This window comes from Nocardiopsis sp. N85 (assembly GCF_028882275.1).
Lineage (GTDB): Bacteria > Actinomycetota > Actinomycetes > Streptosporangiales > Streptosporangiaceae > Nocardiopsis > Nocardiopsis lambiniae.
Window position 1 is genome coordinate 209,098 of the sequence record NZ_JARBUT010000001.1, and the last position, 12,556, is coordinate 221,653.

General features: G+C 73.4%; 9 protein-coding genes. 4 read left to right on the forward strand and 5 right to left on the reverse strand.

Annotated features, from left to right (window positions below; all coding sequences use genetic code 11):
- Window positions 1–39: 39 nt before the first annotated feature.
- Window positions 40–2,064, reverse strand: a complete 2,025-nt coding sequence (locus PWG71_RS00870; RefSeq protein ID WP_274807509.1) for an acyltransferase family protein — start codon at window positions 2,062–2,064, stop codon at window positions 40–42.
- Between the two features lie 435 nt (window positions 2,065–2,499).
- Here PWG71_RS00870 and PWG71_RS00875 point away from each other — a divergent pair, with 435 nt between their 5' ends.
- The gene (locus PWG71_RS00875) at window positions 2,500–3,441 is read left to right on the forward strand and encodes a hypothetical protein (RefSeq protein WP_274807510.1); all 942 of its coding nucleotides are present in this window, start codon (window positions 2,500–2,502) and stop codon (window positions 3,439–3,441) included.
- A 309-nt stretch (window positions 3,442–3,750) separates the two neighbouring features.
- On the opposite strand, the gene PWG71_RS00880 is transcribed toward PWG71_RS00875, so the two are convergent.
- A complete protein-coding gene (locus PWG71_RS00880; protein WP_274807511.1) occupies window positions 3,751–3,966 on the reverse strand; it encodes a hypothetical protein in 216 nt (71 codons plus the stop codon).
- Between the two features lie 681 nt (window positions 3,967–4,647).
- Between PWG71_RS00880 and PWG71_RS00885 the strand changes: the two genes are divergently transcribed.
- Both PWG71_RS00885 and PWG71_RS00890 read left to right on the forward strand, forming a co-directional pair.
- Window positions 4,648–5,505, forward strand: a complete 858-nt coding sequence (locus tag PWG71_RS00885; protein WP_274807512.1) for a helix-turn-helix domain-containing protein — start codon at window positions 4,648–4,650, stop codon at window positions 5,503–5,505.
- 202 nt (window positions 5,506–5,707) lie between these two features.
- Window positions 5,708–6,481 carry a YqjF family protein gene (locus PWG71_RS00890; RefSeq protein WP_274807513.1) on the forward strand — a complete coding sequence of 258 codons (774 nt, stop codon included), beginning with the start codon at window positions 5,708–5,710 and terminating at the stop codon, window positions 6,479–6,481.
- Window positions 6,482–6,529: 48 nt separating this feature from the next.
- Here PWG71_RS00890 and PWG71_RS00895 read toward each other — a convergent pair whose 3' ends face one another.
- Both PWG71_RS00895 and PWG71_RS00900 read right to left on the reverse strand, forming a co-directional pair.
- The gene (locus tag PWG71_RS00895) at window positions 6,530–9,769 is read right to left on the reverse strand and encodes a tetratricopeptide repeat protein (RefSeq protein ID WP_274807514.1); all 3,240 of its coding nucleotides are present in this window, start codon (window positions 9,767–9,769) and stop codon (window positions 6,530–6,532) included.
- Window positions 9,770–9,980: 211 nt separating this feature from the next.
- Window positions 9,981–10,940 (reverse strand): hypothetical protein, encoded by a 960-nt coding sequence (locus PWG71_RS00900; RefSeq protein WP_274807515.1) that lies wholly within the window; start codon window positions 10,938–10,940, stop codon window positions 9,981–9,983.
- Window positions 10,941–11,708: 768 nt separating this feature from the next.
- Here PWG71_RS00900 and PWG71_RS00905 point away from each other — a divergent pair.
- A complete protein-coding gene (locus PWG71_RS00905; protein ID WP_274807516.1) occupies window positions 11,709–11,852 on the forward strand; it encodes a hypothetical protein in 144 nt (47 codons plus the stop codon).
- Window positions 11,853–12,142: 290 nt separating this feature from the next.
- Here PWG71_RS00905 and PWG71_RS00910 read toward each other — a convergent pair whose 3' ends face one another.
- A complete protein-coding gene (locus PWG71_RS00910) occupies window positions 12,143–12,538 on the reverse strand; it encodes an NUDIX hydrolase (RefSeq protein ID WP_274807517.1) in 396 nt (131 codons plus the stop codon).
- Between the last annotated feature and the right edge of the window lie 18 nt (window positions 12,539–12,556).

The window sequence follows — 12,556 nt, forward strand, 5'->3', positions numbered from 1 at the left end:
TGATGTGGACGCGGTGGACTTCCTGGCCTCCGCCCGGCCTCAGATCCGGGCGAGCGCCTCGTCGAGACGTTCGCCCAGGTGATCGGCGAGCAGCGACATGTAGGTGTTGGTGATGTGCCCCGAGTCCCGGTAGACGATGACGTTCCCGATCACGGCCGGGCACTCCTCACCCGTGCAGAACAGATCGCTCATGTCCACCAGCACGGCCCGCCCGGCGAGGTCGTCGACCGCCTCCTCCTGGGGGTCGTCCCGTTCGAAGGCCTCCTCCTCCGGGATCGCGCACCCCCGCGGATCCTCGTCGTTGCGCGCCACGCACTCCACCACGTCCCGGCGCTGGCGCGGGGTGTCGCGCACCGCCACGATCGGCGTCGACGACTCGGCCACCTCGTCCCACAACCGCGTCATCCCCTCCGCCATCAGCTCCGTCCTCGCGTCGGGGTCGTCGGAGTCCGCCGGGACGGCCGCGGTGGAGGAACTGGTCACCACCAGGTCGGGCCGCAGTTCGTCCAATTCCTCGACCACCGCCCGGTTCCACGTCCGGCACTCCAGGTAGGGGAGCCCCTCCGGGCCCTTCGTCAGGGTGTCCGTGAACGCGCACGACGACTTGGTGAACAGCACCAGCCGCCACCCCCGCTCCTCGGCCAGCCCCAAGAGCGCGGGCACCCACTGGGCGCTGTGCGAGTCGCCGATCACCGCCACGGTCCGATCGGCGCCCTCGGGGCCGTACACGCACGGGTCCTCGGGCGCGGTCGCCGTGTGCGGGGCCTGGCAGTCGTCGTCGTACAGCACCGGGGCGTCGTCCTCGGCCTCCACCGGGGAGGGGTACAACGGTGCGAAGGCGAAGTCCTCCCCGAGCGCTCGCGGACCCACGTGCACGTTCGGGTCGAAGTCCACCGATCCCACCCGGTCCACCCGCACGTACAGGGTCGCCCCGACCGCGGCCACCACCAGGACCCCCGAGACCGCCGCCGCCAACGCGCCCCGGCCGCTGCGGACCAGCCGGTGGTCGCGCGCCGGGTCCTCCACCCACACCTTGGTCGCCCACGACAACAGCAGCGCCGCGCCCGCCACGACGACCGCCGTGCCCGCGCCCAGCTCGTCGCGGCCGGTCACGGCCAGGGTCAGCACGATCAACGGCCAGTGCCACAGGTACAGCGCGTACGACAGGTCGCCCACCCACCGGGCGGGCGCGGTGCTCAACGGGGCCGACACCGACAACGGCCCCGGAACGTGCTCGGCGGCGATCACCGCGGCGCACCCCAGGACCGGGAGCAGCGCCGCCCACCCCGGGAACGGGGTGGCCGCGTCGTAGAGGACGGCCGACGCGACGATCGCGGCCAACCCCGCCCACCCCAACGGCAACCGCACCCGCTCGGGCAACCGCCCGTGGGCCAGCCCCACGGCCAGGAGTCCGCCCACCGCCAGTTCCCAGGCGCGCGTCGTCGGCAGGAAGTACGCGGACGGCTCCCCGCCGGTCGTCAGCACCGACCAGGCCAGCGACGCCGCCAGCAGCGACCCCAGCAACAGCACCAGCGTCGCGGTGCCCGCCCCCCGGCGGCGCAGCAGGGCCCACAGCACGAACAGCAGCGGCCACACCAGGTAGAACTGCTCCTCCACCGACAGCGACCAGAAGTGCTGGACCGGGGACGGCGCGACCTCCGCCGCCAGGTAGTCCACCGACTGTCGTGCCAGGTACAGGTTCTCCACGTACGCCGCCGAGGCGACCAGCTGCCACATCGTGTCGGTCAACCGGGTCACCGGCAGCAGGAAGAAGGACGCCGTCCCCGTCGCCACCAGGACGACCGTCGCCGCCGGCAACAGCCGGCGCACCCGGCGCGCGTAGAACCGGGCCACCGAGATGCGGCCCTGGCCCATGGCCTCCCGGTACAGCAGCGACGTGATGAGGAAACCGGAGATCACGAAGAAGACGTCGACGCCGACGTAACCGCCCGGGAGCAGATCCGGGTCCAGGTGGTAGACGAGGACGAGCAGGACGGCGACGGCGCGCAGGCCCTGGACCTCCGGGCGGAAACGGCGCTCTGCGCCGGCAGGGGCGGAGGACATCGTGGTGACTCCCCGAAGACGGTGACAAGGGCGGTCGGGGGACGAGGGTGGAGGGCGTGGACGGGGGCGGCGGGGGAAGCCGTGTCCGCATTCTGTTATGTCATGAAGGGGGTGATCGCCCCGAGAGCCGACACACGCCCCCTTGTTCTCTCGATATCGATCGACTCGACACCCTCTCGTGGCCGGATGTTCGCCACACCCCCGTCCGGAACGGTCGTCGACGGCACGCGCGCTCCGGATCTCGGGCAGACTGTTCGGACACGGAAAGCGGCCCGGTCGACGGTGTGCGCCACCCCGGACGTCCTTCCGCGTTCCCCCGTCCCCCGGGCCCGCGTCCCGTCCTCGCGGCCGTGATGCGAGAGGAGGCACACCGTCACCCCCGTCATCCGCACCCGTCTCGCCGCGACCGCCGCCGTGGCGGTCATCGTTCCGGTGGTGCTGTACCCCCTGATCGGCGCCTGGGCCCTGCTGTGGCCCCTCCTGGTCCTGGCGGCCACCGGGGTCCTCCTCGTACGCGCCCGCCCCCGCCTCCTCGACATCGGGGGGAGAGCGGTGGGGGAGATCGCGCGGGCGGACACCGGTCCCGACGCCGCCCCGGCCCCGCCCGCCCGTCCCCGGAACGGCGGCCGCATCCGAACGATCGCGCTGCCCAGCGCCCTGGACGACTACGACCTGCACTTCTCCGCCGTGGTCCACTGGCGCTGGTCGAGCACCGTGGACCTGCGCCTGCGCGACCCCATGGGTCCGGCCGTCCTGGCCGTCGTCACGCGTGCCGCCGAACTGGTCCGTGAGACCGACCCCTCCGACGAGGGCATGGCCGAATGCGAACTGGCCGCCCGGCTCGCGTTCGAGCACGCGGTCCTCGGCAGCGGGATCGTGGTGTGGGCCGACGCGGTGGAGCTGCGGCTGTCGGACGCCGACGCCGGCCGTCTGCGCCGTACGGCCGACCTGCGCAAGGACCGGGCGCTACGGGAGGCGACCCGGGTCGCCGAGGACGACCTGGTGGAGATCCCCGTGCCGGTCGCGCGGCCCCGACGGGACACCGGCCTCCACGACGACCCGCTGCCCGACGACCCGCTCGACCTCGACATCGTGGACGACCCCGATCCGGCGCTCGTCGGCCCGGGCAGCGATGTCGACGGCGAAGGGTACGAGAGTTACTGGTGGCCCGCCGAGGACGAGGACGACCACGACCGTGCCGAGCGGGACGTCCAGGTGGCCATCCTGCGCGGGATGATCGACTCCTTGGCGGAGGGCCCCGAACGCGACTCGTTCGTCCGGGACCAGGTGCGGGTCCTGGAACGGGGCGGGTTCGACGAGGTGGCCCGCAGGATCCGCGCCGGCCACCCCGAACCGGCGGACACCGACGACCCCTGACCCCGGGCCTCCGCGCGTCGTTCCCGGGAGGACGGGAGGGCCACCGGGGCCGTCCGGCGGGCCTCGACCCCGCCCCGGAGGCGGTCGTGACGGTCGACCCCCGGGTACGCGGACCGGCGTGCGAGGAGATCGAGCAGCGCCAGGGGCGCCCTCGACCGGGCCGGTGCCGCGCCTCGGAGCGCGAGGCGACCGCGGGGTGTCCTCCACCTCGTGATCCCGGGCCGGTGGGCCCCGGGCTCCGAACGCGGGAGGGCCCCGGCGCGAGCGGTGGTCGTGCCGGGGCCCGGAGCGCTTCCCGCGCCGGTCTCCTCAGTGGATGAGCCGCTGGAAGAACACGTACGCGGCCGCGACGGTGCCCAGGCCCACGAGGACGGCGTTGGCGATGTTGTCGTGGGCCAGCCAGGTCAGGGACCCGGCCACCGTCCCGGACAGGACGCTCAGGGTGGCGATCACGGCGACGCGGAGGCTGATCCGGCCGTCGGGATCGGGCTGGACGGGGGTGTTGGTCGGCGGCGATGCGGTCATGGTCGCCCCTCTCGGACTCCTCGGGCTGACAGGGATGCGTTCCCTGGGCGGTTCGGGACGGGTAACGGTCCTCGATTCCGCTGGGAACGGAAGGGCCGATGGGGCGCGAAAGGTCTCCTGAGGCACATGAATGCACGGGGGTGCCTCCAATGGTCGGCCTACTCGCCCGTTAGGGCCGGTCCTCACCCTTGTCAGACGGTCCGTGACCGGGGAACCTGTGAGAACCCGGACCCTCACCGGTCCGGTGGGGCCGCTTCGGTGCGGGTCGCCGCGACACCCTTCGCTGGCAGGCAGAGGTTCGCGGGGCCCGCCGGGGCGGCCCTCCTGCGTGCGCGGACCGTGGACGCGGTCCGCGGCTCTCCTCCTTTCCGATTTTCACTTCCGGTGATGTTTACTGACAAATTGATACCCCGCGGACAGCGTGCAATCACTCCATGTGATGCCGATATGTCAGGAAGTGTTATTCAAGGTGGCGGACGGCAAGGTGGCATGGGAGAACCTTGTCCGGTAATGTCTCTGGAGAAGGTGGTATGTGCAAAAACAGACATCAGCCACTTTCTGCTTTCCGGTAACAATGGCGACGGGATGGGGACTCCGTTCCGGTGAGGGTGTCGGTCTTTTCTCGGGAGTGGGTTCCACCGGGTGACGGAGGCGGAGCAAGGCGCGGATCAGGGGCCGGTCGTGCAGCGGGCGCTCCTGGTCGACGCACTCGTGCGTTTGCGGCGCGAGAGCGGTCGGACGCAGAAACAGGTGTCCGAAAGCCTGGACTGGTCGCAGGCCAAGATCATCCGCATCGAGGGCGGTAAGCAGTCCATCAGCCGGACCGACCTGGAGGCGATGCTCCGGCTCTACGGGGCCGGCGAGGGTGAGACCGCGCGCCGACTCGTGGAACTCAACCGGTACGCGGGCCGGGAGGGCTGGTGGGGCCGGTACCGCGCGGAGGGCGTCCCCGCCGATGATCTGCGCATGGTCGGCTACGAGGCGGGCGCGTCGCTCATTCGCCAGGCGCAGAACGCCTTCGTGCCCGCGCTCCTCCAGACCCCCGAGTACACCGAGGCCGTCATCGGACTCTTCCGGCGCGGGACCGACGGCGCCGACGGAGCCGACGCGGCCGTCGCCCTGTGCCGCGAACGCCAGGACCGTCTGGGCGAAGGGGGGCGGGCTCCGCGCCGGATCCACGTCCTGGACGAGGCGGTGATCCGCCGCCGGGTCGGTGCGAACGAGGACCCCGGGATCATGCCGGCGCAGCTGCGCCGGCTGGTGGCCGAGGCGGCCCGGGACGAGGTCGACATCCGGGTGGTCCCCTTCGGCCGGGGCTCCCATCCGGGGATGCGGGGGCCGATGACGCTGCTGTCGTTCGAGGGTCCCCTCGACGACGTCCTCTACCTGGAGGGCGCGGGAGGGGCCGACCTCGTCGAGGGCGGAGAGACGATCGCCGAGTACGACCGGGCCTTCGACGAACTCCTCACCGAACACGCCGTGGGGGAGCGGGAATCGGTCGCCCTCATCGAGGAGGCGGCCGCCCGCATGGAGGGATAGGGTCGCGCGGCTCTCGGCCTCGTCCCTCCGTCCTCCGCAGCCGCCCGCCCGGTGGGACGGACGATCGCGAGCGGGCACGGCCGGTCCTCGGTGAGCGCCGCCGTCCACACGGCCGCCCGGACGGTATCCGGGGGTGCCGGGGAGCCGGGCGGAGGGGTGCCGCACACTGGAGGCGGTGTTCCGGTACCGGGCGGGAGGGGCGATGCGCGGACGTGACGGTCGGGGAGTGAAGCGGGCGGGGGACGGGGAGCGGGCGCACGCGGTGCCCCGGCTGCCCCCGGCCTCCTCCCCGGCGCCACGGGAACCGGCCCTCATCCGACAGCGTTGGAGCGACGTCGTCTTCCTGCACTGGCCGGTGGCCCCGGACGCGGTGGCACCGCTCCTGCCCCCGGGAACCCGTCCCGACCTCCTGGACGGGGTCGCCCACGTGGGGCTGGTCGCCTTCCGGATGCCCGTCAACGACGTGGCCGGCCGGGTGCCCGCCGGCGGGTTCGACGAGGTGAACGTACGGGTGTACACGATCGACGACCACGGTCGGCGCGGTGTCGTGTTCCTGACCATGGACGCCGACGCGGCGCACGCGGTGGTGGCGGCCCGGCTGCTCACCGGACTCCCGTACGTGTGGTCCGACGTCTCCCTGAAACGGGGGAGGGGCGGACTGCGCGCGGGCGCGGTACGGCGGCGCGCCCCCGGCGGGGCCCGGGGCCGCTGGGCGATCCGGATCGGGGAGCCGGTGCGGCGCCCCTCGGACCCGGACCTCTTCCTCACCGCCCGCTGGGGACTGCACACCCGTCATCTGGGCCGCACGTGGTGGCTGCGCGCCGACCACGCGCCGTGGCCGCTGTACCGGGCGGAGTTCCTGCACTACGAGGGCGACCTGCTGGCCGCGGCCGGGCTCGTCCCCCTCACCGAACGGCCGATCTCGGCGCTGTGGTCGCCGGGCACGGACACCGGGTTCACCGTGTCGTTCGTCTGAGCCCGCCGCTCCGTACCCGGGAGGCGCCGGTCGGGCGCGGAGAGGGGGTCAGGCCGGGACCGGTGCGTGCGGGTCGTCGCCCTCGCCCGGCTCCTCCACCGGGTCGTCGGCCTCCGGGTCGGTGCGACGGAACGCGGTGACGTTCAGCGCCGAACCGGAACCGTGCTCCATGACGCGCAGGACGTCCCGGACCTCCCGGAGCAGGCCCTCCGGCACCGTGCCGAGCCGGACGCCCTCCCGCGCGAGGTACTCGGCCTGCGTCATGATCCGCCAGGCGGCCAAGGGGTCGTCGGGGAACGTGATCTGGGCCAGTGTCTTCATCGCCCGCAACTGCCCCGAGCGGTGCCGCAGCCCCCGGTAACCCTCGACCGCCACGCGGGCCGACGCCTCGGCCTCCGCGGTCCGTTCGACCCGCCGCAGTGACTCCGCCGCCATGCGGTGCGCTCGGGCGTGCCACCACTTGTCGCCCGAGGCCCGGAAACCCTCGGCGGCCTGGAGCATCTCCTCCTTGCCGCGACCTCGGTCCAGGTCCATCAAGGCCTGGCCCAGCACCAGGCGGGTGCGCATGATCCCCCACGTGTCGCCGAGCTCGGTGAACATCCGCTCCGCCCGCCTCAATCGATCGATCTGGTCGTGCACCTGCCAGGTGTCCCGCAGCCACTCGCGTCGGCGGCGCCCGAGGAAGGGGAGGGGGCGGGAGGGGAGACGAGGGTGGTCGGGGTCCTCCTCGACGCCGAGCCACTTCTCCAGGACCCCCCGATCCGGCATGCCGTCGGCGAACAGGCCGGCCACCTCGGCCTCCTGCTTCTCCCGCCAACGCCGATTCCACGCGATCAGCCGGCGGCGTTCCCGTTCCCGGGCGGGATCGAGCAGCTGCTCGCACATGCGGACCTGCTTGTTGAGCAGATGGGTCGGCAACTGTCCCAGGGAACGCAGGTAACGGGCGTGGTACCAGTCTCCGTTGGGCGTCTCGGAGACCTGACGGCGTCCCTCCTCAAGAACGAACCAGGCGTTGAGCGCGAACCCGCGCAGCCGCAGCACCTCGCCCAGCCGCAACCACACCCGGGGCCACTGGTCCGGGGCCTGCCCCGATCGTTCGAGTTCCTCCCGGGCGAGGGAGAGCTGCCGGTGCGCCTCCTCCTGGTGCCCCTGGAAGCGGTAGACCTCCGCCAGGTTGCACAGCGAGCGCACCAGCCACCAGATGTCCCGGTGGTCCGTGAAGATCCGCACGGCCTCGTCGATCTCGGCCCGGCCGTCGTCCAGGTCGCCGCGCCGGTACAGGTTCACCCCGACCGCCCGGTGCGCTCGGGCCCGCCAACGCGGATCGACCGACCCCGGGTCGTCCAGGGATTCCAGAACGGTCGAGGCGGTCACCGCCAGTTCGTGGCCGGTGTCGTGGTCACCGTGCCCGCCGGCCACCTCGGCCCGGTCGAGTAGGGCGATCGCGCAGGCCACGGGGTCATCGGTCGCCAGCGCCAGTGCGGTGGCCTCACCTGCGGCCTCCCGCATCGCCTCCCAGCGGACCCGTCCGGTCCGGCAGAGCAGGGAGAAGGCCCGACGCAACCGCCACCCGTACCCCGCGACCTCACGGCGTTCGACGTCACGGGCGGGGAGCGTCTCCGGGCGGGTCCACCGAAAGCAGGTCTCGAAGCCGCGTTGTTCGCTCTCCAGCCAGGCCAGCGGGTCGACCGCGGGGAACCGGGGGAGCGGGCCCGCGTTCGCGGCCGGACCGTCGGCGCCCGTCGGCCGCACCGGGACCCCCGGTGGGTTCCGGGCCTCCGGGGACCCCGGTGCGCCCGGCCGGAGGGGCTCCGGACCGAAACCCCACTCGTGCGGGGCGGCCCGCCGTGCCGCCTCCTCGGCGATCAGCGTGTACGCCCGCAACAGCCGCCGCACCGCGTGCTCCAGCCCGTCCCGGGACCAGTCCGGCAGCTCCGCCTCCGGAACGCCGAGCATGCGGGGGCCGGCCGTCACCAGGGTCTCGCGCACGTGCTCGTGCAGCTGGAAGCGCTCGAACCCCCCGGCCCTGTACATGAAGGTCACCAGGTAGCGGTGGCCCAGGCGTTCCAGCATGAGGGCCGCCCTCTCCTCGGACACGTTCATGAGCGCCGCGGCCGCCCAGGCGGTGAAGGTCGTCGCCCCCACCCCGGCCAAGCGGCTCAGCAGCAGTCGTTCCTCCCCCGTGCACTGGCGCAGTCCGAACGCCAGGGACCGGACGACGGCCTGAAGGCCGGACACGGCGGGGAACCCCTCCCGGTCGCCCATACGCCGCAGCAGATCGGCGGCGCCCGGTCCGTTGTCCTGCGCGATCTGCGCGCCCACCAGGCACAGCGCCAACGGGAACCCGTGGCAGGCGGCGACCAGTCCCGGCAACGCCTCCCGGTCCGCCGCGGACGGCGTGCGGGGGCGTCCGGCCGTCAACCGGTTCAGGAGCAGCAGTCCTTCCTCGGGGGACAGCGGACCCATCCGGCGCAGCGTCATGTGCCCCGGGGTCCCGTGCAGATCGGTGCGGCTCGTGATGAGCACCGCGCACCCCGGGCCCACGGGCAGCAGCGGCTCCACCTGTTCGTAGTCCTTGGCGTTGTCGAGGACGAGGAGCAGCCTGCGCCGTTCGGTCGCGGTCTTCCACGATCCCGAGAGTTCGTCCAGGGAGGCCCCGTCGGGGACCCGCACCCCGATCGCGGTGAGCATCTGGGCGAGGATCTCCGAGGAGCGCCGGGGCACGCGGTGCACCGACGGGGCGTCGTCGGAATCGCCCCGGCGCGCGTGCCGGGAGACGGAACCGTAGAGCTCGAACTCCAGTTCGCCGTCGGGGAAACGGTCACCGACCTCGGCGACGACCTGGGAGACGAACTGGCTCTTGCCGGTGCCGCCCTCGCCGGTGACGGCGATGATCAACGGACCCGCGCCGCGTCGCCGGGACAGACGGCGGGTGCGGCGCCGGGGGAATCGGGAGAACGCGGCCCGCACCTCGGCCATGAGGTCGGTGTGCCCGATGAAGTGTTCGACGGTCGCGGGCAGACGGCGACGCACCGCACGCTCCTCGGCGCCCTCGAAGGCGCGCGGGTGCCGGTCGAGCAGGACCTGCGCGGAGGCGGTCAGCCCGCTGCCGAGCATGGAAAGCGCCACGACCCACCACGCGCCGCCGTCGGGGAACAGGTCGGGGAAGGCCTGGAGCATCGTGCCCAGGCCGACCGTCAGGACCAGGGCGGTGCCCAGCCCGGTGCGGACCGGCCGCCACCGGGGCGGAAGGCCGTTCCCGCCCCTGCCGAAGGATTCCTCGTCCACGTCCCGCCCTTCCCGGAGGCGCCGCAGGCCCTTGTGCGTCGGGCTTGCGGGGCCGGGCAGCCGATGGGGAACCGATCCTGCCGAGAGCGGGAATCCGGTGTCCAGGGTGCCGGGGAGGCCGGGGCCGGTGTTCATCCGCTCGCCCCGGTCCGGTCACCGGGCGGTCACCGCGCGCGGTTCCGTGGAGGCTCCGGGGACCGGGCGCCCGGTCTCAGGCCGCCCGGTCGCTGCGGGGGCACGGGCACGCGGGAACGGACGACATCGCCCCCATGCGCAGGATCCGCTCCAGTTCCCACTCGGCCCGGATGATGCGCGCCGCGAGGACCTCCGAGGGGGGAACGCACCGGGCCTCCTCGATCGCGTGGTCGCGCTCCCGGGCCTTGGCGGCGACCGTCCGGTCCGCCTCGGTGAGGCGGACGACGGCGTCGTGCCACTCCCCCAGGGCGGCGTCCCGGACCGACCGCAGCTCCCGTGCCCGCTCCCCGAGGGCACGGACCCGCGCGGTGAACGGTGCGGGAGAACGGTCGAGCAGCCACAGGGCCGCCTCCACCCGCTCCAGCGCCCTCCGCGCCCGGTTCGCCTCCGCCTCATGGAGGGCGACCTCATCGACGATCCGCTCCGCCGCGGCCCGCGCCCTGTTCACCCGGGCCCGGGCCCGGGCCGTCCGGTCGCGGACGGCCGTCTGCCTCCGCGCCGCCGCGAGGATCCGCACCAACTCCTCGGCGCGTGCGCGCAACCCCGCCCCGAGCCGCTCACCGATGATCTCCGGATCGAGCTCCCTCGGGTGGGGAGCGGACCCGGACCCGCTCGGCTCGGGCACGAGGACCCGGTCCTCGCGCAGGAGGACATCGCCGGGGAAGGACCCCAGGTCGGCCTCGGTGACCACGTGCACCCTCCCGGTCGAGGTCAGGGCGGCCTCCGCCGGATGCCACGGCCCGCAGGAACCGGGACGGCGGACGAGGAATCCGGTCGGCCCGAACGGCGCCCGCCGGCGCTCACAGGAGAACACGTACTCGTGGGGGGAGTCGCCCCCGGGGCGCAGCCGCCGTCCGTCCGTCAAGGAGAGTTTTCCACCGTGCGACAGGGAGTCTCCGAGGACGGTCCGGATCTCTTGGTCGAGGGCGATGATGAACTCGTCTGCGGATTCGGGGAGGGCGCTCGGGGAAGTCACGTGACCCTTTCAAGGGGGAGAGAGCCGTCGGTGAGGGGTCCGACGGTAGGGAGTATGCACGAGTGGTACGACATTCTGTAAGGGTGTGGGCACACAAAGTTCGCCTGTGTCGCCGTGTGAACACCGCGCGATGGGGGAGCCTGGGCGTCCACGGCTCACGTGCCCCGTCGTTATCGCAGGTCACAAGGCCGACAGTGGGACGCACCCGGTGCCAGGGGGCGGCTACCGCGCATTTCGCGTGGGGGGAACCGGGGGCGCTCATCGAGGTGAACCTGGTGGCCAGGTTCGTTTCGGTGGGTCTGGAACGGCTCTTCCGTATGACCGGCCTCCAGGTGGCGGGCCCCGGACCCCGGCCCCGGCGCCGGGTTCCGGAGCAGCCGGTCGGGGAGGGCCTGCTCACCGGACTCACCCTCACCGACGCCCCGGGGGCCGCGATCGAGGCGCACCCGATCGGGTGCAGCGCGCGACCGCGCCGTTCCGTCCTCGCCCACCCGGAACCGGCCGACCACCTCCAGGCGGTCTTCCCCGCGGCACCTCCGGGGCGGCCCCGCCCATGGCGGAGGGAGGCACCGGAACGTCGCGGCCACGACACCGTGACCGCGCCGGTGCCGGCCAACGCCACGGCCCCCTCGCGATCGGCCTCGCCGCCGCCGAGGACCCTCGTTCCGCCGGCGAGGACCCGAGGGAACGGCCCCGCCGGGCGACGACCGCGGAGCGGATCGTCGCCGAACACCCCTCCTCGGAGCCGCCTACGCGGGGCTCCCGCGTGTGCCGGACGAGATCCTCGGCCACCTCCTCCTCGCCGCGGCCATCGGCGGTCTCGTCACCGACGCCCCCGTGGGTCGGCCGATCGGCGAGGTCATCGCGGCCCCGGCACGTCGCGGCGGCCCCGTGCCCACGGAGCGGCGCTGACGGCGTGCCCGGGCTCCCAGGGCGCCGCCGCGCGGGGCCCGGCTCCCGAGAACACGACCCGACCGGTTCCGTGCGCGCGGAGCCGCCGGACGCGCGTGGGCGCGCCGGCGTCCTTCGCCGACGCGCCCACCGGACCGACCGCGCCGTCGCGCCTGCGGCTCTGCGACCCGGCGGGTCCGAGCGTCGGGCACCGGCCCGACCGCACGATCATCGACGCCGACGCCGACGCCGACGCCTCCTCCGAGGGTCGTGTCACCACCCCCGCCCCGGTGCGCGACCCCTCCCGCCCCTCACTCGACGGCTCGCAGCGACAGGAAGAGGCCGAGCAGTTCGCGGTCCTGAGGGTGACTGAGCAGTGATTCCGCCTCCGAGGCCGGGACCCAGCGCACGGCGTCGACCTCCTCCGACGGCTCGAACACGTCGGCCTCCTCGACGGTCATGGACCAGTAGTGCACGACCTTGCCGGGGTAGCTCATGGAGCCGAGCCGCCGGCCGAGCCGGCAGCGCAGCGCCGTCTCCTCCCACACTTCGCGCAGGGCGGTCTGTTCCAGGGTCTCGCCGGGATCGACCTTGCCCTTGGGGAACGACCAGTCGTCGTACCGGGGGCGGTGGATGACGACGAACTCCGGTCCGGAGTCCCCCGGTCGGCTGATGAGACCACCCGCGGCGGTCAGGGATGCGTTCACGGTGTCCTCGTGGCATGG

Excerpts from the sequence above, each read along its gene's own strand:
- PWG71_RS00870 (WP_274807509.1), bottom strand. The coding sequence starts at position 2,064 with ATGTCCTCCGCCCCTGCCGGCGCAGAGCGCCGTTTCCGCCCGGAGGTC.
- PWG71_RS00880 (WP_274807511.1), bottom strand. The coding sequence starts at position 3,966 with ATGACCGCATCGCCGCCGACCAACACCCCCGTCCAGCCCGATCCCGAC.
- PWG71_RS00890 (WP_274807513.1), top strand. The coding sequence starts at position 5,708 with ATGCGCGGACGTGACGGTCGGGGAGTGAAGCGGGCGGGGGACGGGGAG.